We start from the raw sequence: 22,955 nt of genomic DNA on the forward strand, positions 1-22,955 counted from the left end.
TTTTAGTTATACAAACTAAATTCTTAATACCTAAGATATGTTATTCGAAGATTTATCACTTTCAAAAAGTATACAAAAAGCCGTATTTGAAGAAGGCTACCTAAACCCCACTCCAATTCAGGAACAATCTATTCCAATTATTTTATCAGGAAGAGATCTAATTGGGTGCGCACAGACAGGAACAGGAAAAACAGCAGCATTTGCAATCCCAATTATACATCAATTACACCGAATTGTAGGTTCATCAAAAAAAGCGAAACAAATTCGCGCTCTTATTGTGACGCCAACACGTGAACTTGCTGTTCAAATTGGAGAAAGTTTTGACACTTATGGCAAATATACCAATTTAACACAATTAACAATCTTTGGCGGTGTTTCTCAAAATCCACAGGTTGAAACCTTAAAAAAAGGAGTAGATATTCTTGTGGCAACTCCAGGAAGATTATTGGATTTACACAAACAAGGATTTCTTGATTTTGACCATTTGCATACATTAGTTTTAGACGAAGCCGATCAAATGTTGGATATGGGTTTTATAAACGATGTAAAAAAGATCGTAAAATTGACTCCTAAAAATCGTCAAACTCTACTTTTTTCTGCAACAATGCCGATTGCTATTCGCGAATTAGCAGAAATGTTTTTGAAAGATCCTGAAAAAGTTGAAGTTTCACCAGTTTCATCTACTGCAGAAAATGTCGAACAACGTATTTATTTTGTTGACAAAACAGAGAAAAGAAACTTACTTTATCATTTAATTAAAGAAGAAAACCTATCAAACGTACTGGTTTTTTCAAGAACAAAACATGGTGCGGACAATGTTGTAAAAGCCCTTCGTAAAAAAGATATTCCGGCCGAAGCAATTCACGGAGATAAATCACAAAATGCCAGACAGCGCGTTTTAGACGCTTTTAAAAATAAAGAAGTTGGCGTTCTTGTTGCTACTGATATTGCGGCAAGAGGAATTGATATTGAACAACTTCCCTACGTAATCAATTTTGATTTACCGAATATTCCTGAAACTTACGTACACCGAATTGGGCGTACTGGACGTGCTGGAAATGGTGGAATTGCAATTTCTTTCTGTGGAAAAGATGAAGAACCTTACTGGAAAGATATTAAGAAACTGATAAAAGTCGATGTCAAAATAATTACTGAACATCCTTATCAATGGCATTCAGGAAGCCCGGAAGCGGGAGAAAAACCTAAAAATTCAAACAGAAGCGGAGGCGCTCATAAATCGCGCAAATCAAACACTTCTAAGAAAAATAAAAAACGCTGGTACTAACCAGCGTTTATTGTTTCATGTATTAAGTAATTTACAATCTTAAAGAGCTTAACCGGCTCAAAAGGCTTAATAATAATATCATTCATTCCTGATGAAAGTGCTTCGTCTGTAATTTCATCCTTATCAAAAGCAGTTAAAGCCACTATTGGTGTTTTTATTCCTTTTAAACGAATTCTTTTTGTTGTTTCAAAACCATTCATCAAAGGCATATTTATATCCATCAAAATAAGATCAAAATCTTCTTTTTCTAAAATTTCCAAAGCAGCAAAACCATCATCTACAACTTTACAAGTGTAATTATTTTTTTCAATGATCTTTTTAGTAACCATTTGATTGATTAAATTATCTTCAACAACCAAAATTTTAAAGACATCATTCGAAGTTAAATCAACTTCAATATCCTCTATGATTTTCTTCGTCTTTTGCGGGTCATGTTCAAACGGAATTACAAATGAAAAAGAAGTTCCCTGCCCTATATCGCTTTCAAGAGTAATATTGCTGCCAAAAAGCCCTAATAATCGTTTTACAATACTCAATCCAAGTCCTGTTCCTTGATAATCTTCCTCTTTTCTGCCAACCTGAACAAATTTTTCAAAAACTTTTCCTTGATCTACAGTTGCAATTCCTACTCCATTATCTTTAATCAAAAAATCAAGGAAATAATTTTTTCCTTCAATTTTAGAAAGATCAACTTTTACTTCGACTTCTCCGTCTTTAGTAAATTTCAAAGCGTTGCTCACTAAGTTCATTAAAATTTGTGCAAGTCTTAATTTATCTCCAATCAAATACTCTGGTATATCCGGGTCGACATAAACGTTGATTTTATTGTTGTTCTTTTGAGACAAAAAGGAAAGTGAGTTCTTGATTACTGTTATTTCATCCGAAATATTAAAAGTTAGATTTTCAAGCACTACTTTGTTTTCTTCAATTTTATTAATCTGCAAAATATCATTTACAAGCGATAATAAATATCTTGCAGAGAACTTGAGAGAACTCAAATGTTGGCTTCTTGATAATTCCTTGTGCTCTTCTAGAAGCATATTTGTAATTCCGACTACACCATACAGTGGTGTGCGCAATTCGTGACTTATAGTCGAGATAAATTGAGTTTTGAGCAATGAAGCTTCTTCTGCAATTTCTTTAGCCTGCAAAAGCTCTATATTGGCCTTTTTCTTTAAACGAATATTTTTAATTAAAGTGATAATTAACAGTAATAGAATCAATGAAATTACGATAAACAATATCACAATTATTCTCGATTTCCTTAAACTATGATATTGTTCTATTTTTTCGCTTTCAATTTTGTCAATTTGTCTTTTATACTCATCCAACTCACGATTAAAACCTGCAGTAGAAGCCTTCTTTACTTTTTCTTTATTTGTTATTTCATCTTTAATGCTGTTGTAAATAACCAAGTTTTTGTAGGCATTCTCAAATTCGCCAATATTATTTAAAAATTTCGAATATTCTAAATGGGCATATAGCAAATCTGTAATTTCATCACTAGATTTATCATAAGATGAAATTGCTTTCAAAAAGTATTTTTTTGCCTTTTCATTATCTTTCTCATGGCCCCAGTACATTCCGTTGAGAAAATTTAATGCAATATCATCCGATTTCCCTTTTAAATCATTTTGATGATCATTAATATAGCGCAGATAAGGCAAACCTTCGCTATAATTTCCAATTTTGAAATAAGACCAAACTATATTCAGATTTGTAATAGCAACTTCTTTCGCATATTTTTGATCCTTGCCAAATTTCAAAGATTCTTTGTAGTACCTAATTCCGTCAGTATACATTTTTTTTTCAAAAAAATAAAGATTACCCAAATTACTGGTAATCATCATTCTCATGCTAATAATATTGGAGTGTTTCGCGTAGAACAAGGCTTTTTTATAAAAGAAAGCCGCTTTATCAACTTCGCCTAATTCGTGAAAATTTATAGCAATTATGTTGTAATTTCTTGAAATTAAAGTATCATTTTTGAGATCAAATGCATATTTTAAAGCAATTCCAGATTTCTCTAAAGATTTTTCATAATTGGCATTATCCAAGTAGTCACAGGCCTGCTGAGTTAAATCATTAATTTTCGCCATTGATGCAGTATTGCTCTGAGCCGGCGACTCATGGCAAAATATACTTAGGAAAATTAAAAAAAGAGAACAAAATCTATAATAAAGCATAATTGGGGAAATCTTTATTCAAATATTTATCATTACAATAATACGAAATAAAAGCAATTAATTAATTGCTAATGATTCTATAATCAGTTTTTTATATTTTATGTTAATAATATTCCGAAAGTCCTTAAAAGAAGATCATAATAATTTCTTTATTATAAAATTTGAGCTCTTATTGCATCGTATTGTCAAAAATTTTCATTCGATTTTTTCAGTAAAATATTATAATAAATAAAAAATAATACTATTTTTAACAAAATAAAAGACACAAGCCCCAAGTGTTTAAGAGATTGGAGCATTAAAATCAAAATTATGTTAGAAAATTTTAAAAAATTCGCAGAAACAGAAAAATTGACTAAAGCACAACAAAAATCAATAACAGGTGGTGACGCTCCAGAACCTGAAAGTGAAGAAAGCAGAAAAGGAAAAGTAGCAGCAAAATAAATTATTAGTTGCTATTTTCTTTCGCTCAAAGAAGTGAATAAAATAAGAAAGCCGTGAAAAAATATTTTTCACGGCTTTTATTTTACAAGAAACAAATTAAATATTTACTCAATATTCAAACTCTCTTCTTTATTATTTTCCCATTGTCCTACAACAGAAGTAGCCAAGGCATTTCCTAAAACATTTGTTGCACTTCTGAACATATCACAAAAATGATCGATAGGCAAAATTAACGCAATTCCTTCTACAGGAATATCAAACATTCCACAAGTAGCAGCTACCACAACTAAACTTGCCCTTGGTACACCTGCAATTCCTTTACTAGTTAGCATTAAAACCAAAAGCATAACCATTTGTGTTCCTAAATCTAAATGAACGCCATAAAACTGAGCAATAAAGATACTGGCAAATGTCATATACATCATACTTCCATCCAGATTGAACGAATAACCAAGCGGCAACATAAAAGAAACAATTTTATCTTTTACACCAAAATCTTCTAATTCCTCTGTCAATTTTGGAAAAACAGCCTCACTACTTGTTGTTCCAAAAGCGATCGCTAATGGTCCTATGATACGTTTTAACAACTCTGTCATTCTTCCTTTTAAGAAAATATAACCAACTGCAATTAAAACTACCCAAAGTGTAGTTATTCCCACTAAAAATGATCCGAAGAATTTAAAATAAGTAATCACTAATTCTTCTGCATCTCTAATTGCAAATACTCCCGCAATCGCACCAAAAACTCCAATTGGAGCAAAATTCATCACATAATTTACCATTTTCAAAACGATGTGCGAAGCTTTATCAAGTGCATTAATTACAGGTTTTACAGGACTTCCAATAGAAGCTGCAGCTAATCCGAAAAAGATTGAGAATATTACGATTTGTAAAATTTCATTGGTAGCCATTGCTTCAAAAATACTTTTTGGAACAATATGTTCAACGAAATTCTCTACAGAAAGTGTTTTTGTTTTTCCAGTTACTTCTGTCGCTGCGGCCATATCAACGTGGCCTAATTTCAAACCTACGCCTGGCTCCAGGATATTTACATAAAATAATCCTATTAACAGTGATATAAATGAAGCAGTAAAAAACCATCCAAGTGCCTTTCCGCCAATTCTTCCAACTGTTTTAATATCGCCAAGTTTTGCAATTCCAACTACTAGAGTTGTAAATACTAAAGGCGAAATAATCATTTGGACCAATCGAATAAAAATGGTCGCCAACATTTTTATTTTGCTGCTAAAAGATTGTGCTGCTTCAGGAGAAATTGTAGCGTGCAATATAATTCCTAAAGTTGCCCCTAAGACCATTGCAATAATAATCTGACCTGTTAATCCTGAAAGAAATGATTTTTTTTTAGTTTCTGTAACTTGCATTAATTGTTTGTTTTAAATTAAAATATTAAGACCCTCACTGCCTTAACTTTTATTAATATGTTTTGTTGATTAAATAAAAATCAGCCAAAACAATTGCGGCCATTGCTTCAACAATTGGCACTGCACGAGGTACTACACATGGATCATGACGGCCTTTTCCTGTCATTGGTGTAATATTTCCTTTATTATCTAATGAATCTTGTGTCTGCATAATAGTGGCAACAGGTTTGAAAGCTACTCTAAAGTAAATATCCATTCCATTGCTGATTCCTCCTTGAATTCCTCCTGAAAGATTCGTTTTTGTACTTCCGTCCGAATTGTACAAATCGTTGTGTTCGCTTCCTTTCATTTCAGAACCTGAAAATCCACTGCCGTATTCAAAGCCTTTTACAGCATTTATCGAAAGCATTGCTTTTCCTAATTCGGCATGCAGTTTGTCAAAAACCGGTTCACCAAGACCAACTGGCACATTCTGAATCACGCATGAAACAACACCACCGACAGTATCGCCTTGCTTGCGGATATCACGAATATATTCTTCCATAATCGCAGCTGATTTTTCATCTGGACAACGAACTGGATTGCTTTCTATTTTCGAAAAATCTAAATCTTGATAAGGAGTATCCAAATGAATTGGACCTACTGAAGAAACATAAGCATTAATCTTAATCTCGGGCAACATTTGTTTTGCAATTGCTCCTGCAACCACTCGGCTTGCCGTTTCACGTGCTGAGCTTCTTCCGCCTCCACGGTAATCTCGAAAGCCATATTTTTGATCATATACATAATCAGCATGACTTGGTCTGTAATTATCTTTTATATGCGAGTAATCGTCAGATTTTTGATTGGTATTCGGAATAATAAAACCTATTGGGGTTCCTGTAGTTTTTCCTTCAAAAATTCCAGATAAAAACTGAACTGCATCTGGTTCTTTTCTTTGTGTTACAATTGCCGATTGTCCCGGTTTTCTTCGAGACATTTCAACTTCGATTGCTTCAAAATCAAGCTCAATTCCTGATGGACATCCATCAATAATACCGCCTAAAGCCTCGCCGTGTGATTCGCCAAATGTTGTAACTCTATATAATGTGCCGTAGCTATTTCCTGCCATGTTATTTGTTTTAGCAAATGTAAGTTTTATGAATTAAATTAAAAAATATAAAATTGTGATTATTAAATAAAGGTTAAGCCGTTTAAAAATCATAATTTATTAAAATTGACCTCAAATTGATAACCTTTTGATAAAATAAATCCAGCGTTTGTTTCTTTTATTTGCTAAACTTCAAATCACGAAAAATTGAAAAAAAGAAATGTCGAACTGGTCATTATTTCTGATGTCCATTTGGGAACTTACGGAAGCCACGCCAAGGAATTAAACAACTATTTATCAAGCATTAAACCTAAAACATTAGTTTTAAATGGAGATATTATTGATGCCTGGCAATTTCGAAAATCATACTTCCCAAAAGCACATTTAAGAGTAATTCAACGAATAATCGGGATGGCTTCAAAAGGTACAAAAGTCTATTATATCACTGGAAACCATGATGAAATTCTTCGAAAATTCAGCGATATGAACATGGGAAATTTTTCTCTAGTCGATAAATTAGTTTTGGAGTTAGATGATAAAAAAGCGTGGATTTTTCACGGCGACGTTTTTGATGCCTCGGTACAACACTCCAAATGGATTGCAAAATTAGGCGGATTAGGTTACGATTATTTGATCCTTACAAATCGTTTTGCAAACTGGTGTCTGACAAAACTAGGAAGAGAACCTTACTCATTCTCAAAAAAAATAAAAGCCAGCGTAAAAAAAGCAGTAAAATTCATTTCGGACTTTGAAACCACGGCAACCGATTTGGCTATTGAAAAAAAATACGACTACGTTATCTGCGGTCACATTCATGAGCCAAAAATAGCAGCCATAGAAAATAAGCACGGATCTACTTTATATTTAAATTCTGGTGATTGGGTTGAAAATCTGACAGCTTTAGAATATCATAAAAAACGCTGGAAATTATACACTTACGAAAAAAACAATTTTACCGAAGAAGAAAATTTATTTGAAATGGAAGATAATCTTACTTCTCAATTACTGACTTCAATAGTTGAAAAAGAAGCCGCTAAATTAAAAAAAGGCAATATTTAACAGACTTTACAACTGATTTACAAAATTCGGTTTTCATAAAAATGTAAATTATATAACAATTTTCAAAAATCTTATACGTTCTATAGGTAGTTGTAATTATACATTTGAAAAAATTAATTGAATCATTTTTATGAAAAAAATCATTTTATCAGCCATTATGCTATTAGGTTTAGCATTTACGGCTCATTCACAAGACATTGCTAAAAATGCGTTAGGTTTGCGTCTAGGCGACAATAACGGTTTTGGAGGAGAAGTATCTTATCAAAGAGGATTAAATCAAAAAAACAGACTAGAATTTGATTTAGGCTGGAGAAATAGCAGTGACGTAGACGCTATTAAAGGTGTTGCACTTTATCAATGGGTTTGGAATATAGACGGAGGTTTTAATTGGTACGCTGGTGTTGGTGGAGGACTTGCTGCTTGGGATCACGATTATTACAACGGAAATGTAAAATATAATGACAGCGGAACGTATGTTTTTGCCGCAGGAGATATCGGAATCGAATATGGTTTTAAAGAAGTGCCAATTCTTTTATCATTAGATGCAAGACCAGAGATTGGTTCTGGATATTATGACGATGATAATTTCGGATTTGATGTTGGTTTAGGAATCAAATTCAAATTCTAAATAAAAATAAAAAATAATTGTAAAAGAAAACCTGTCGTTTTAATTGCGACAGGTTTTTTTTTGTTTTATTAGGTCATCCTGAACAAAGTCAAAGGTCTTAATGGTAACCAAAGGACTTCGACTTCGCTCAGCCTGACATTTACTCAATAACTTTTCACTAATTACTAAGAGCTAATTACTAAGAGCTAATTACTAAGAACTAATTACTAAGGACTAATTACTAAGAGCTAATTACTAAGGACTAATTACTTAATAATAATTTCTTTTTTAGAGTGTACTTTTACGACAGTATAAGGATATGAAATAACCTGCATTACCATTGCATCTGGCGCTGGACTGTTTTCCTTCACCGTAATGATAATATTTTTATCAGTTTCTTCTACTTTCTCAACGCCAATAGAATAACCACTTGTGCTTTTTTCTCCCATATTTAAAATAATATAGTTCGAATTGCTAATATCGGTCTGTTTCATCTTACTAGCTAAAAGCGGATCGTTTTCAAGCATTTTAATTTCGTTAGGTTCAGTCAAAATTTCAAAAAACTTGATATTGCCACCGCCATCTGACTGCTCCGTCAAAACCTCATATAGCGCGGTTGAATTCGAAGATTTTTTCGCTCCACACGAAATCAAAACAAAAATCACTAAAACTGAAATTATCTTTTTCATGCATTAAATTATTAAATTGATGTTTATTCTTTATAATCGTCAATTGCTTTTTGATATAACGCTTCATACTTTGGAAGTATATTTTTAATATCAAATTTCTTAGCAACTTCCAGCGCATTCTTTTTAAATTCTTTTAGCGTTGCATCATCTTTTAAAATCTTGATCGCATTTGCAGCCATTTCATCAACATTTCCAACATTGCTCAAATAACCCGAAACACCATCAAAATTCACTTCAGGCAAACCGCCAGAGTTACTTGAAATTACCGGAACACCAAGTGCCATTGCTTCCAAAGCAGCTAAACCAAAACTTTCTGTTTCCGAAGGAAGCAAAAATAAATCGGTCATACATAAAATCTTATCAATTTCATTACTGTTTCCAAAGAAAATCACTTTGTCGTAAATGCCCAATTCCATACATAGAACTTCCGCTTTTTCCTTTTCAGGACCGTCACCCACCATCATCAGTTTAGCAGGCATTTCTTTCTGGATATTATAAAAAATCTTAATAATATCCGGAATACGTTTTACCTTTCTAAAATTACTAATGTGTGTCACAATGCGCTCATTTTCCTTCGCCATAACATAACGATGACAAGGTGCATCTGGATCTTTTACCACTTTATCCAATTCGATAAAATTCGGAATCACCTTAATTTTGTTCTTAATCTTAAACAATTTCAAAGTATCATCTTTCAAACTCTGAGAAACCGAAGTCACATAATCTGATTTATTAATACTAAAAGTCACCGCAGGTTTATAAAAAGGATGATTTCCAACCAAAGTAATATCAGTTCCGTGAAGCGTAGTAATCATTGGAAGATTAATTCCTTCGTTTTTCAACATTTGCTTTGCCATATAACCCGCATATGCGTGTGGAATTGCATAATGCACATGTAAAACCTCAATTTTATAGAGTTTCACCATATCAACCAATTTGCTCGATAAAGCCAATTCATAAGGCTGATAATGAAAAAGAGGATATTCAGGAACGTTAACTTCGTGATAATGAACATTGGCGTTCAAAAGTGCCAGTCTCACCGGCTGACTGTAAGTTATAAAATGTATTTCGTGTCCACGTCTGGCTAATTCGAGACCTAACTCAGTGGCTACTACCCCACTACCGCCAAACGTTGGATAACAAACTATTGCTATTTTCATGTATTAAATTTAATTCTACGAAAATACTCAAAAATAGCGTTTAATTGACCGTTTCGTTTGTTAGATTTTCGTAAATCTTAGATTCCTCAGAGTATTAAGCTGTTAGAATTCACAACATAAAATCTCTTGTTTTTTATCAGGAGCAGAAAAATCTATTTTCATAAGAAAGTCCAGTCCCGCTGTCCGCTATATCTTTTGTGCCGAACCCCGGCACAAAAGGATACCACTTCCATCGGGGCTAGATGAAAAGTTTTTGTTTTTATAAGAAATCCATTTAAAAGATTTATTCGAAAAAGAAATTACCGTTCCAAGGATATTCCATTCCCTGGTAAATTGTCATTTTTAAAGTAAAAAGCAAAACAAAGACAATTAATAAAATAGTCACTAGTTTAATTTTAGGCAAGGCCACTTTGTTTTTAATGTTTAGAAAAAAAACATACCCGAATATAATTTGTAACACAAGCAATAATATGAGATAGAACATATCCCCTATTCCTTGTCCAAAAACGATCTTTCCCCCAAAAATAAAGCTCAGTATTGTTAAGCTCCAAATAAAATATAAAACACTTGAAGTATTAAAAACTCTCCTCATAAACATCAAATCATTGATAAAAATAGATAATCTGCTCTTAGAAGAGCAACAAACTTAAGCAACTTTGTCAAAGTTTAAAACTTTGGCGAAACCTGAAACCTGAAACTTGAAAACAATTAAAACCAAAAAAGGCATAAAATCTAAATTTCATGCCTTTCAAATATTTTATAACTTCCTCTTAGAAAAATCTGCTATGCCAGCTATCCGCAGCAGGAACTTCCCAAGATTCATTAAATTCTTCTATATTGTTTACAAGATTATTAAAAACAATCGTATTCTCAGAAACCGATTTATCTTTAACCATCTTTTTAAAATCAATTAATGGTTTGTGAGCGATATGTTCGCCTAATTTAAAAGTAACGTTCATTTTATCCAATAAATCAACATTATACTTTTTCTCCAAACCCTGAATAAATTCAACAGAACTATCAATTGAGCAACCTGTCGCCGCCTGCACGTCCTGATTCACAGCTAAAATAATGAAACGATTATACTTCAACAAAAACGAAGCCTCAAGACTTGTTCCGTGTGCAGCCCATTGTTCGACAAAAGCTTTTAAATCCGTTTCAATTTCAGAAAACTCTTCCTCAGAAAATTTTCTGTTCGATTGGTAAATCCAAACTCTAGATTCACCAGGTAAATTTTCAAAAGGTATATACATTTTATTTTTTCTTTAAATTTATTTTGTCTCAAGTCATAAAAAATTACAAGCTCAAAACTTCAAAAATCAGGTTTTAAAAACTACTTTTTTTCAATTTTGGTTATAATTTTATAATATCTGAATTCTTTTGCTTTAGAATCAAATAACTCAATCTCAGAGTAGCTTACTTTAACCTTATCTTTTTTCTTTATTTCATTATTTGTTAACAAAGATGCGGTATCAAAATAATCCAGTAAAAGAAGATTGTAGCTCCTTCCATTTTGATCTTTCAATTGCAAAGTCACAAATTGTTCTGATAAAATATCAACAACTACGCCTTCAACAAATGCGTCTTCTTTTTGAACCTCTTCCTCATCTTTTTGAGCAGCTTGTCCTAATTCCATAATTACATTAGGACAATATTGCATCATTTTAATTGCAACATTTTCTCCTAACTTTCTCATTCCTTCGCTATCACCAAAATCTACTTTATCGCCATTTTTAAATTCAGATAAATGATTTGAGTAACTTTTGATCATACAAACGCCAACTTCTTTTTTTAAATCCTCACCAGATAAATTAGGTAGTTTATCTTTTTTAGCCTGCAAACAATCACAAGTTTCTTTTGCTATCACAGTTAAAACTTCTTGTGAATATCCTGCAACATTGCACAATAAAACAACTAATAAGAATATTTTCTTCATATTATAAATCTTGCGCATTTGCAATTAATTCTGCAATATCAAGCACTTTAACTTGACCTTCTTTTTCCTGATGTTTAATACCATCCGTCAACATTGTATTACAGAAAGGACAACCTGCCGCAATAATATCTGGTTTAGTTTCCAATGCATCTTCAGTACGCAAAACGTTCACTTCTTTATTACCAGGCTCAGCATCTTTAAACATTTGTGCTCCACCAGCTCCGCAACATAATCCGTTTGCTTTAGAACGCTTCATTTCAACTAATTCAACATCTAGTTTCTGAATTAAATCTCTTGGCGCTTCGTAAACTTTATTTGCTCTTCCTAAATAACAAGGATCGTGAAAAGTGATTTTCTTTCCTTTAAACTGACCGCCTTCAACAGTCAATCTTCCGTCATCAATTAATGATTTTAAAAATTCTGTATGATGAATAACTTCATAGTTTCCGCCTAATTCCGGATATTCATTTTTTAAAGTATTAAAACAATGCGGACAAGCCGTAACAATCTTTTTTGCTTCGTATGCATTTAAAACCTCGATATTCATCATGGCTTGCATCTGAAACAAAAATTCATTTCCGGCACGTTTTGCAGGATCTCCAGTACAACTCTCTTCAGTACCTAAAACTGCAAATGAAACATTAGTACGATTCAAAATACGTACAAATGCTTTGGTAATTTTTTTTGCTCTATCATCAAAACTTCCCGCGCAACCAACCCAAAATAAAACTTCCGGCTGCGTTCCTTGGGCTAGCATTTCAGCCATTGTTGGCACTACTAAACTTTCTGACATTTCTCTCACTTTAGTTAAATCGGTTAATCGTTTATTTGGTTAATCGCACTCTTTGCCATAACCTTACCAAAAACCTTAAATATTTTCAAATCGATTAAACGGTTACACAAATAACCGATTAAACTTTTTTAATTCTCATTTTTCCAATTCAAACGGTCTTGCTGGCTGTACTGCCATGGCGCTCCATTATTTTCAATATTAGTCATCATAGCATTTAGCGACATTGGTGCAGCACTTTGCTCCATCACCAAATAACGACGCATATCCATAATAATAGAAAGCGGACTAATATTTACAGGACATTCTTCTACACATGCATTACATGATGTACAAGCCCACAATTCTTCTGGCGTAATATAATCGTTTAATAATGTTTTATTATCTGGAACAAAAACACCTTTATTTGCATCAATATTTTTTCCAACTTCTGTCAAACGATCCCTTGTGTCCATCATAATTTTACGTGGAGACAATTTTTTCCCTGTTTGATTTGCCGGACATGAAGACGTACAACGTCCACATTCTGTACACGTATAGGCATTTAAAAGTTGAACCCAGTTCAAATCCTGAACATCACTTGCTCCAAATTTAGCCGGAGCAGCATTTTCATCAACTGGAGCCGCCGCAAACGGATCTGCATTTGGATCCATCATCAATTTCACTTCTTTTGTAACCGATTCTAAATTATCAAACTGACCTTCTGGTTTCAAGTTTGCAAAATAGGTATTTGGGAATGCCAAAAGAATATGCAAATGTTTTGAGAAGTACAAGTAGTTCATGAAAACTAAAATACCAATGATGTGAAGCCACCAAAATACCTCAAATAAAAGTCCAACTAATTCATTAGATGTACCATTAAAAATTGGCGCTATAAATTGACTTATTGGATAACTTCCTGCTTTATGAAAATGAGAATATCCACCTGGAACATTCTGTAAATGTAAATCAGAAGCATTCATTAATAAAAACAGAATCATTAAAACGGTTTCGAAATACAAAATATAATTCGCATCACTTTTAGGAAATCCGTTCAAATCATTACTTATAAAACGTTTTAAACGAATTACATTTCTTCTGATCCAAAAAGTGACAACTGCAATAATTACAAGTATTGCCAAAATTTCAAATGAAGCAATAAGAACGTCATAAACAACTCCTAAATAAGGAGCAAAAATTCTATGCGTACCAAAAAGCCCATCAATAATAATTTCAAGCAATTCAATGTTAATAATTACGAAACCAACATATACAAAAACATGAAGTATTCCGGCAACAGGGCGTCTCACCATTTTTGATTGTCCAAGGGCAATCAATGCCATGTTTTTCCAACGAGCTTTAGGATTATCTTTTCGATCTACATCAACTCCCAAATTAATGTTGCGGATGATTTTTTTTACGCTCGCTGTAAAAAAACCAAAACCAACTATAAGAAGTATGGCAAATAAAATATTATCTAAATAACTCATTTATAATTATTTTTTATCGGTTGAGTTTGTTTGTTCTGTTGGTGCTACGTAAGGTTTGTTTTTCTTTCCAAAAAGCGAAACATTCACATAACGTGTTGGGTAAAGACGAACGTCTTGCAACAGTAATTCTAGTTCTTTTGAAGTTTTTGCTAAGTTATTATATAATGCATCGTCATTTAATAATTTACCTGCTGTACCTTTTCCTGAATTTAAATTTGTCATTAAACCGTCTACTTTAGCTAAGGTCTGATTTAAGCTTCGTACTGTTTTTCCTAAATCGGCTTTGTTTAATGAGTCAGATATTTTATTAAAGTTGCTTGACATTTTATTGAAATTTGTCACAACTCCATTGATCTGACCTTTATTAGTATCCAAGATAGAATTAAGAGTTCCTGAAGCTTTATGAAACTGCTCCATTGTCTGGCTTAATTCTGCAATTGTTTTCTTTAAATTTTCTTGTGTATTTTTATCTAAAGTATTGTTTAATCCAGTAACTAGATTATCAATATTCACAAGCATTTTGTCTAATTTCGCCTGAATTGGTTCAAGTTTTCCCCCTAAAGATTCTGTCAAACCAAGCTCAACAGTTCCATTCAATGTCTGACCTTCTGCTGCTGGATCTTTATCCGTTAAATTTGGCACAATTTTAATTTGTTTTCCACCAATCAAACTTGGAGAATACAAAGCTGCTGTACTTGTTTTAGAAATTGGGAAATCAGTTTTAAGCTGAAGCTCTACTAATAATTTTCCTGTTGTTTCATTAAGTGTAATTTTATTTACTTTACCAATTGCAAGTCCGTTAATGGTAACTGGAGCCGATGGTGCCAAATCCTCAACATTATCATACTCAACAAATAATGTTTTGTAATTTGTAAAAAGATCTCTGCCTTTTAAAAAACTGTAGCCCCAAATAAATAATAAAATTGACGCGATGACTAAAATAGCCGTTTTAATTTCTCTTGTTAGTTTCAAAATTCTAAGTGTTTGTACAAAATTAATATAAATATTCGAACTTGTGACTATTATTTAGTAGCGTCTTGAATACTGATTTTTTCTCCATCTTTAGTTGCAGTCAAAAATGCAGCGCCATATCCTTTACTCTTAGCTTCTTGCAAAAATTTCTTCGCTGCTTCATAATCCGAAGTTTCCTGATAGAAATATTTATAAACATTATTTTCGTAAAGCATCGTTACATTTTTTAAACCTTTAAAATTTTTAGGTTCTAATGTAGTCTTTTTGATACTAGCAATAAGCTGTACTTTATAAAATGTTCCTTTTACTGCATTTTTTGCTGCTGCAGATGGCTCAGCAGGTTTAGCCTTTTTTGGAGTTGAAGTATCTTTTGCAGGTCTAACGTCTGACATTTCAGGAATTCCAGAACCAAAATACTCGCTTTTATAACTCAAAATAGCATCTGCAATTGCTTTTGCAATATCATTTTGCCCTTCTTCTGAATTCAGAATATTTCCTTCTGTAGGGTTTGAAACAAAACCTGTTTCCACCAAAACTCTCGGCATATATGCTTTATGAAGTACCATAAACGGCGCTTGTTTCACACCACCTTGTCTTAATTTCTTTCCAAGTCTATCAAAATTATCTTCAATTTTAGTTGCCAAAGAAATACTGTTATCTAAATATTCTTCCTGCATTAAAGTCATTCCGATCATTGATTCTGGCGAATTCGGATCGTAGCCTTCATATTTACGCTTATAATCTTTTTCTAATGTAATTACCGAGTTCTCTTTTTTCGCCGCCTCAAGATTCGATGCAACTTTACTCAAACCCATTACATATGTTTCTGTACCATCAGCCGCTGTATTTTTGTTTGCATTACAGTGAATCGAAACAAAAATATTAGAATTAGCTCTGTTTGCAATGTTAGCTCTTTCGACCAAATCGATGAAAACATCCGTTTTACGCGTATAAATCACATCAACATTTGGACTTGATTCTAATATTTTACCAACTTTTAGTACAATCGCCAAGGCAATATTTTTTTCAATTCGGCCACTGTAAACCGCTCCAAAGTCATGATCACCATGTCCGGCATCTAGTGTTACTTTAAAAACATTTGCCTGACTGTAAGCACAAAACGAAATTATAGTTAGAAAAAAACTAAATAATAGCCTAGTTTTGTTAAATATATTCATAAATCTAAAAGTTAATTTTAATAATTTGCAACTGTTATAATTTTCGCAATTGATTATTTTTGCCAAAAAATTATATGTAGTTTTGACATGTCAAAAAACAAGCCATACTTTTACAAAAATAGCATTTAAACCTTTGCACACAAACTTATTTAATATCGTTTTAATATCATTTTTCCTAACACTAGGATGTGGTAAAGTATATTCACAAGATATAAAAAGCTCAAAAAAACCGTTACCAACTGTAAAACAAACAGATAAAGGTTCAACTGCAAAAACCGATACAGCAAAACAAAAAGATCAATCTGTAGCAACAAAAGTTGATACTGTAAAAATTGACAGTATCAAGCCTGTAAAGACTTTTCTTGATGGTAAAGTAAAGTATAAGGCAAAAGATTATGCCACAATTGACAAAAAAAAGAAACAGCTTACCTTATATAATGAAGCTGAACTCTACTATAAAGATGTAGAATTAAAATCTGGAATCATTGTTTTGGATTACGGAAAAGATGAAGTTTATGCCGGAAGAATAAAAGATTCAGCCGGAGTTTTAATTCAGTATCCAAATTTCAAACAAGGATCAAATGAAGTACAACCAGATTCGATCCGTTTTAATTTCAAAACTAAAAAAGCCTTAATTTTTAATTCCAGAACAGAGCAAGGTGAATTTAAAATTAAAGCTGCGGTTACTAAAAAAGAAAACGATTCGGTTTACTTTTTAAGAGGCGCACGTTTCACCACATCAACAGACGTAGACAATCCAGAATATTACTTCAAAACCAACAAAGTAAAATTTGTTCCCGGAAAAAAAGTAGTAACCGGTTTAACCAATATGGTTATTGCAGATGTTCCTACTCCACTGGCTTTGCCGTTTGCTTATTTTCCAATGAGCCAAGAAAAAAGTGTTTCAGGGATTATCTTACCAAGTTATAACGACTCAAACACAAGAGGTTTCTCCCTTCAAAACGGAGGATATTATTTTGCTTTAAGCGATAATTATGACTTGACTGTTTTAGGAGATTATTATACCAATGGAAGTTACGCCTTACGTTTTGAATCGGCGTATGCCACAAGATATAAATACAGAGGAAATATCAATGTGCGTTTTGAGAATTTAATCAGCAGCGAACGAGGCTACCCTGATTATTCGAAACAAAAAATCTACAACATTCAATGGTCGCACTCAAAAGATACTAAATCCAATCCAAATTCAACCTTTTCTGCATCGGTAAACATGGGTAGTAGTAAGTATTTTAAGCAATCTATCAATCAGGCAAATATTGGTTCTAATTTGAACAACACATTAAGTTCATCTATCTCATGGAATAAGACTTTTAATACTATTCCACAAGCCAGAATAGCCTTAACAGCTACACATTCGCAAAATACACAAACCGAAGTCATTAACATGACTTTGCCATCACTTCAGGCAAGTATTGATCGTATTTATCCTTTTGTTGGAAAAGATGGAGTAAAAAAAGGTTTCATAAAAAACATCAATTTACAATATAACTTAAGCGGAAAAAATAGTTTTGTAACTACTGATTCTTTATTCTTTAAACCACAAATGTTTAGAGATGCTCAAATCGGAATGCAGCATACAATTCCGTTAAGCACTAACTTTAAGCTTTTCAAATATTTTAGTGCTGGAATGTCAACCAATTATCAGGAAACATGGGTAACTAAAACAATCAGCCGAAGCTACGACGCAAGCCAAAGCAAAGTTGTGGACACACCTGTAAATGGTTTTGACGCTTTTAGAACTTATAATTTCAGTTCAAATTTAGGAACAACAATTTACGGAACATTCAATTTTGGTGCAGACAAAAAAATTCAATCAATTCGTCACGTCATGCGTCCTTCTATTACATACGCATATACGCCAAGTTTTGAAAAATACTACGATACTTATGCCGTAGATGCTTCTGGTCGAATCACAACAGAATACACACGTTTTGAAAACGGTGTTTACGGAGCTCCAGGAAAAGAAAATTCAAATGTTGTAGGCTTTGCATTAAGCAATACGTTTGAAGCAAAAGTAAGAGACCGTGACAGCACAAAAACGGAACCTAAAAAAATAATGTTGTTAAACAACTTAAACTTCAGTACGAGCTACAATTTTAATGCCGACGGAAAACAAGTTCTTGCCTGGCAGCCTGTACTTGTATCAGGCGGAACACAGTTTTTTGATAATAAATTGAACATGAATTTTGGTGCTACTTTAGATCCTTATGCAATTGACAATTCAGGAACAAGAATTGATAAATATAATATTGATAACGGAGGAAGTTTATTTAGAATGACAAGTGCCAATGTTACTTTAAACTATTCGTTTTCTAATAAAGGAGGAGACAAAGAAAAAACGAATACACAAAGCCAGCGGAACGGAGGTCGTAATGATGATTTGTTTGGAACCAATACCGACTTAACTGACAGCAGAAACAGTCAGTTTGCCAATGAAAAAGACGATGACAAAGATGTCATAACAGAATTTTTCAATGCAAAAATTCCGTGGGACATGACAATGGCTTATTCATTAACATACTCAAATGTAAACAGGGAAAACAAAATAAGCGGAAACTCTATTATGATTTCCATCAATACTGATATTACACCAAAATGGAAAGGCGGAGTTTCGACAGGATATGACTTTGTACAAAAAGGGATTACTTTTACTCAATTCCGTTTTGAAAGAGATTTATTAAGCTGGAGAATGGCTTTTAACTGGCAACCTCTAGGAACAAATTCTAACTGGAATTTCTTTATCGGAATTAAATCTGGTATGCTTAGCGATATCAAATGGAACAAACGAAGCGTTTCAAATAGATAAACAATTTTCGAATCAAAATACTTTCATTATGAAAAAAATCATCTTTACCGAAAAAGCTCCGGCTCCAATCGGTCCGTATAATCAAGCCGTATTATCTGGAAACACACTTTATGCTTCTGGCCAAATTGCTATCAATCCAGCTTCAGGAGAACTTGTAACCGATAATATCAACGACGAAACAAAACAAGTTATGGAGAATATTGCAGCTATTTTAGAAGCTGCAGATATGACTTTTGAAAATGTTGTCAAAGCAACTATTTTCATCATGGACATGAACAACTTTGGAGCAATAAACACCGTTTACGGTTCTTATTTTAACGAAAAAACCGCTCCAGCTCGTGAAACGGTTCAAGTGGCTTGTCTGCCAAAAAATGTTAATGTAGAAATTTCTATAATTGCTGTGCAATAGCATCTAATAATAATTGTGCCGTTGCTTCATTTGTTGCCAGCGGCACATTATGCACATCACAAACGCGAATAAGCATGTTGATATCTGCTTCATGCGGATGACTTGATAATGGATCTTTAAAAAAGAAAACCATCTTAGTTATTCCTTCCGCAACTCTTCCGGCAATTTGCGCATCACCACCTAACGGACCAGAAAGCATTCTCTGTGTCTTAAATCCAGCAGCTTCAGCTTTTCCTCCGGTTGTTCCGGTACCAATCAATCTTATTTTTTCATTGTGTAAAACAGCTTCATTTTTGATTAAAAAATCAATTAAATCAGCTTTTTTTCCGTCATGAGCAATAATTGCAATTTCCATAAATCCAGAACTATTGATTAGCAACATGGTAAGCAATTAAACCGTCAATAGGTCTTCTTAAAACATTTCCTAATTTAAGCTCATATTTATCGAAAGTTTCTTGTAATTCATCTTTTAAATAAAATGCAATAGAACCTACGAAATGCACAGGAACTTCTTTACAGTTATCAAACTGCTTAATGTAGTTTTTAACGAAAGATTTCATTCCTTTGAAAATAATTTTTCTGCAGAATTCAGTGTCTTTATGTTTAATTAAAAACTTAGCATACGTTGCTAAATAAGCATTTGGATTTGGCTCTTTGTATAATTTATTTTTAATAAAATCAGGATCAACGTCGTACTCTTTTTCAAGTTCAACAGCTAATTCTTTAGGCATTTTATTAAAATAGTACTTTCTGATTAATTCTTTTCCAAAAACATTTCCACTGCAGTCATCCATTACGATATATCCTAATGACTGTACTTTTTGATGCAATACTTTTCCATCAAAATAACTGCAATTAGATCCTGTTCCAAGGATTGAAACAATAGCTTCTTCACCTTTAGGAGTTGTTGCGTAAACAGCCGCATAAGTATCTTCCTGAACATCCACGATAGCGTTAGAGAAATACTCCTGAAAGATTTGTTTTAACCATTCTTTCATTCTGTCTGTTCCGCACCCTGCTCCATAGAAGAACAAATGTGAAGCATTTTTTTTATTTTGCAAAATATCAAAACGGTCGTTTAATCTTTCGATGATTTCCGGACCATCAAGAATTTCAGGGTTCAAACCTAAAGTTTGTGTCGTGAATAATACTTTTCCATTATCATCAATTGCAATCCAATCTGCCTTAGTAGATCCACTATCAACTATTAATTTCATTTTATTTTTTTGTTTTTTGAGTTAGTTTTTCTTCATTTAAATAAAAAGTGTATTTTTTACATTAATTAAAGACGTAACAAAATAAGAAAATCCCGTTACTTGGAGATAACGGGATTTTGCAAAAATATATAATATTATTTTAAACCTGCGATATGCACAGATAAATCGATCAATTTGCTTGAGTATCCGTACTCATTATCGTACCAAGATACTAATTTAAAGAAAGTTGAATTTAAACCAATTCCTGCACCAGCATCAATGATAGATGTTCTTTTATCAGAAATAAAGTCTTGAGAAACAACAGCATCTTCAGTATATCCTAAGATACCTTTTAGTTCATTTTCAGAAGCTTTTTTCAAAACTGCCATAATTTCTTCGTATGAAGTTTCTTTAGCAACTTTTACAGTTAAATCTACTGTAGAAACGTCAGCAGTAGGAACACGGAAAGCCATACCTGTTAATTTTCCGTTTAATTCTGGAATAACTTTTCCAACCGCTTTAGCAGCACCTGTTGAAGAAGGAATAATATTGATTGCAGCAGCACGTCCACCTCTCCAGTCTTTTCTAGAAGGTCCGTCAGCTGTCATTTGAGTTGAAGTTGTTGCGTGAACAGTTGTCATTAAACCTTCAACAATTCCAAAATTATCGTTGATCACTTTAGCTAATGGAGCTAAACAGTTTGTAGTACAAGAAGCGTTAGAAACAACTAAGTCAGAAGCTTTTGCAGTTTCGTGGTTTACTCCCATTACAAACATTGGAGCATCAGCAGATGGAGCAGAAATGATAACTTTTTTAGCTCCTCCTTTTAAGTGCTCGCTTGCAGTTTCGATAGTTGTGAAGATACCAGTACATTCAGCTACTACATCAACATCAACTTCGTTCCATTTTAAGTCAGCTGGATTTCTTTCAGCAGTGATACGGATGTTTCTTCCGTTTACATATAATTTTCCTTCTTTAACTTCAACAGTTCCGTTAAAACGACCGTGAACTGAATCATATTTTAATAAGTAAGCCAAGTGATCTACATCTAATAAATCATTGATTGCTACAACCTCTACATTATCTCTATTGAAAGACTCTCTAAAAACGATTCTTCCGATACGTCCAAATCCGTTTATTCCTAATTTTACTTTTGACATTTTACTAAATTTTTTGCTTTTGTTTTTATTACACTAATTTAAAAGTCTAATTTCCTCACAATAAACTTTCTTTCCTTTTAAACTTTTATTTATTAGGTCGACATGATGTCTGACACTCTTAACAATTCTCTATCAATTTCTGATTTTCCTTTAATTGCCTGTTCAAGCGGAGTCAAAACAACTTTATCCTCTTTTAGTCCAACCATATAATTTGATTTTCCTTCTAATAAAGATTCTACAGCTTTTACACCTAAACGGCTTGCTAAAACACGGTCAAAACAAGATGGCGAACCACCACGCTGCATGTGTCCTAAAACAGAAACTCGTACGTCATATTCAGGCAAATTAGCTTCAACGTAATCTTTTAATTCGAATACATTTTTACCAATTTTATCGCCTTCTGCAATAACTACTATACTTGATGATTTTCCTGAAGCTTTACTTTTTTGAAGTGAGTCTAACAATCTGTCTAAACCTAAGTCTTCTTCAGGAATAAGGATTTCTTCAGCACCTGCACCAATTCCGGCATTAAGCGCAATATGCCCAGCATCTCTACCCATAACCTCTACAAAAAACAAACGGTTATGTGAACTTGCTGTATCTCTGATTTTATCAATAGAATCAACAACAGTATTTAAAGCTGTGTCATATCCTAATGTATAACTTGTACCATAAATGTCATTGTCAATGGTACCCGGAATTCCTATTACTGGAAAATCGTACTCTGAATTAAAAATTAAACCTCCGGTAAAACTTCCGTCTCCTCCAATAACCACTAGAGCATCAACTCCAGCTTTTAAAAGGTTCTCGTGAGCTTTTTTTCTACCTTCTGGGGTTCTAAACTCAACTGAACGAGCTGATTTCAAGATCGTTCCGCCTTTGTTTACAATATTATTTACGCTTCGAGGGCCCATTTCTTTAAAATCACCTTCGATCATTCCTTGATACCCTCTATAAATTCCTATGCATTCTATATTATGATAAGCGCATGTTCGAACAACTGATCGTATTGCAGCATTCATTCCTGGTGAGTCTCCTCCCGAAGTAAGAACACCAACTTTTTTTATTGTTTTTGGCATTATTTAAGTATTAAGTTGTAAAATTAGCAAACATTCGGCA

General features: G+C 33.1%; 21 protein-coding genes. 6 read left to right on the forward strand and 15 right to left on the reverse strand.

Translation table 11 applies throughout. The features are described from left to right. The first annotated feature begins 37 nt into the window (after positions 1 to 37). The gene (locus FN795_RS12035) at positions 38 to 1,285 is read left to right on the forward strand and encodes a DEAD/DEAH box helicase (RefSeq protein ID WP_035646954.1); all 1,248 of its coding nucleotides are present in this window, start codon (positions 38 to 40) and stop codon (positions 1,283 to 1,285) included. On the opposite strand, the gene FN795_RS12040 is transcribed toward FN795_RS12035, so the two are convergent. Beyond that, positions 1,282 to 3,384, reverse strand: a complete 2,103-nt coding sequence (locus FN795_RS12040) for a response regulator (RefSeq protein WP_244289973.1) — start codon at positions 3,382 to 3,384, stop codon at positions 1,282 to 1,284. The two genes, FN795_RS12035 and FN795_RS12040, sit on opposite strands and share 4 nt — an antisense overlap. Positions 3,385 to 3,780: 396 nt before the next feature. On the opposite strand from FN795_RS12040, the gene FN795_RS21615 reads away from it, so the two are divergent. Then, positions 3,781 to 3,912 (forward strand): hypothetical protein, encoded by a 132-nt coding sequence (locus tag FN795_RS21615; protein ID WP_262711387.1) that lies wholly within the window; start codon positions 3,781 to 3,783, stop codon positions 3,910 to 3,912. A gap of 104 nt (positions 3,913 to 4,016) precedes the next feature. Here the strand turns inward: FN795_RS21615 and FN795_RS12045 are convergent, their stop codons facing one another. Both FN795_RS12045 and aroC read right to left on the reverse strand, forming a co-directional pair. Beyond that, positions 4,017 to 5,294 carry a dicarboxylate/amino acid:cation symporter gene (locus FN795_RS12045; protein ID WP_142450831.1) on the reverse strand — a complete coding sequence of 426 codons (1,278 nt, stop codon included), beginning with the start codon at positions 5,292 to 5,294 and terminating at the stop codon, positions 4,017 to 4,019. A gap of 52 nt (positions 5,295 to 5,346) precedes the next feature. Beyond that, positions 5,347 to 6,405 carry a chorismate synthase gene (gene aroC, locus FN795_RS12050; RefSeq protein ID WP_142450832.1) on the reverse strand — a complete coding sequence of 353 codons (1,059 nt, stop codon included), beginning with the start codon at positions 6,403 to 6,405 and terminating at the stop codon, positions 5,347 to 5,349. A 186-nt stretch (positions 6,406 to 6,591) separates the two neighbouring features. On the opposite strand from aroC, the gene FN795_RS12055 reads away from it, so the two are divergent. After that, a complete protein-coding gene (locus FN795_RS12055; RefSeq protein WP_142450833.1) occupies positions 6,592 to 7,443 on the forward strand; it encodes a UDP-2,3-diacylglucosamine diphosphatase in 852 nt (283 codons plus the stop codon). Positions 7,444 to 7,573: 130 nt separating this feature from the next. Next, positions 7,574 to 8,071: a hypothetical protein gene (locus tag FN795_RS12060; RefSeq protein ID WP_142450834.1), complete on the forward strand. Its 498-nt coding sequence runs from the start codon at positions 7,574 to 7,576 to the stop codon at positions 8,069 to 8,071. A 245-nt stretch (positions 8,072 to 8,316) separates the two neighbouring features. On the opposite strand, the gene FN795_RS12065 is transcribed toward FN795_RS12060, so the two are convergent. From FN795_RS12065 to FN795_RS12100, 8 genes are all read right to left on the reverse strand, one after another. Next, entirely contained in the window at positions 8,317 to 8,739 is a 423-nt protein-coding gene (locus FN795_RS12065; protein ID WP_142450835.1) for a protease complex subunit PrcB family protein, read from the reverse strand. A gap of 23 nt (positions 8,740 to 8,762) precedes the next feature. Then, the gene (gene bshA, locus FN795_RS12070) at positions 8,763 to 9,899 is read right to left on the reverse strand and encodes an N-acetyl-alpha-D-glucosaminyl L-malate synthase BshA (protein ID WP_035646963.1); all 1,137 of its coding nucleotides are present in this window, start codon (positions 9,897 to 9,899) and stop codon (positions 8,763 to 8,765) included. Between the two features lie 770 nt (positions 9,900 to 10,669). Further along, on the reverse strand, positions 10,670 to 11,152 hold the full coding sequence (locus tag FN795_RS12075; protein ID WP_035646965.1) for a hypothetical protein: 483 nt from the start codon (positions 11,150 to 11,152) through the stop codon (positions 10,670 to 10,672). A gap of 80 nt (positions 11,153 to 11,232) precedes the next feature. Next, a complete protein-coding gene (locus tag FN795_RS12080; protein WP_142450836.1) occupies positions 11,233 to 11,835 on the reverse strand; it encodes a hypothetical protein in 603 nt (200 codons plus the stop codon). Position 11,836: 1 nt separating this feature from the next. After that, positions 11,837 to 12,628, reverse strand: a complete 792-nt coding sequence (locus FN795_RS12085; RefSeq protein ID WP_142450837.1) for a (Fe-S)-binding protein — start codon at positions 12,626 to 12,628, stop codon at positions 11,837 to 11,839. A gap of 128 nt (positions 12,629 to 12,756) precedes the next feature. Further along, entirely contained in the window at positions 12,757 to 14,094 is a 1,338-nt protein-coding gene (locus tag FN795_RS12090; protein ID WP_142450838.1) for a (Fe-S)-binding protein, read from the reverse strand. 6 nt (positions 14,095 to 14,100) lie between these two features. Continuing rightward, on the reverse strand, positions 14,101 to 15,066 hold the full coding sequence (locus tag FN795_RS12095; RefSeq protein WP_035646970.1) for an MlaD family protein: 966 nt from the start codon (positions 15,064 to 15,066) through the stop codon (positions 14,101 to 14,103). 50 nt (positions 15,067 to 15,116) lie between these two features. Continuing rightward, the gene (locus FN795_RS12100; RefSeq protein ID WP_142450839.1) at positions 15,117 to 16,244 is read right to left on the reverse strand and encodes an N-acetylmuramoyl-L-alanine amidase family protein; all 1,128 of its coding nucleotides are present in this window, start codon (positions 16,242 to 16,244) and stop codon (positions 15,117 to 15,119) included. A gap of 82 nt (positions 16,245 to 16,326) precedes the next feature. On the opposite strand from FN795_RS12100, the gene FN795_RS12105 reads away from it, so the two are divergent. Further along, the gene (locus tag FN795_RS12105) at positions 16,327 to 19,071 is read left to right on the forward strand and encodes a putative LPS assembly protein LptD (RefSeq protein WP_167498077.1); all 2,745 of its coding nucleotides are present in this window, start codon (positions 16,327 to 16,329) and stop codon (positions 19,069 to 19,071) included. A 28-nt stretch (positions 19,072 to 19,099) separates the two neighbouring features. After that, positions 19,100 to 19,480, forward strand: a complete 381-nt coding sequence (locus FN795_RS12110; RefSeq protein ID WP_035646972.1) for a RidA family protein — start codon at positions 19,100 to 19,102, stop codon at positions 19,478 to 19,480. Here the strand turns inward: FN795_RS12110 and FN795_RS12115 are convergent. The 4 genes from FN795_RS12115 to pfkA all read right to left on the reverse strand — a co-directional run bounded on the left by FN795_RS12115 (position 19,461) and on the right by pfkA (position 22,915). Then, entirely contained in the window at positions 19,461 to 19,835 is a 375-nt protein-coding gene (locus FN795_RS12115; RefSeq protein ID WP_111379227.1) for a methylglyoxal synthase, read from the reverse strand. The two genes, FN795_RS12110 and FN795_RS12115, sit on opposite strands and share 20 nt — an antisense overlap. A gap of 10 nt (positions 19,836 to 19,845) precedes the next feature. Beyond that, complete coding sequence (locus FN795_RS12120) at positions 19,846 to 20,697, reverse strand: N-acetylglucosamine kinase (RefSeq protein ID WP_035646974.1); 852 nt, start codon at positions 20,695 to 20,697, stop codon at positions 19,846 to 19,848. 134 nt (positions 20,698 to 20,831) lie between these two features. After that, positions 20,832 to 21,836 (reverse strand): type I glyceraldehyde-3-phosphate dehydrogenase, encoded by a 1,005-nt coding sequence (gap, locus tag FN795_RS12125; protein ID WP_142450841.1) that lies wholly within the window; start codon positions 21,834 to 21,836, stop codon positions 20,832 to 20,834. A gap of 92 nt (positions 21,837 to 21,928) precedes the next feature. Beyond that, entirely contained in the window at positions 21,929 to 22,915 is a 987-nt protein-coding gene (gene pfkA / locus FN795_RS12130) for a 6-phosphofructokinase (protein ID WP_035646977.1), read from the reverse strand. Positions 22,916 to 22,955 lie beyond the last annotated feature (40 nt).

This window comes from Flavobacterium resistens (genome assembly GCF_900182645.1).
GTDB lineage: Bacteria > Bacteroidota > Bacteroidia > Flavobacteriales > Flavobacteriaceae > Flavobacterium > Flavobacterium resistens.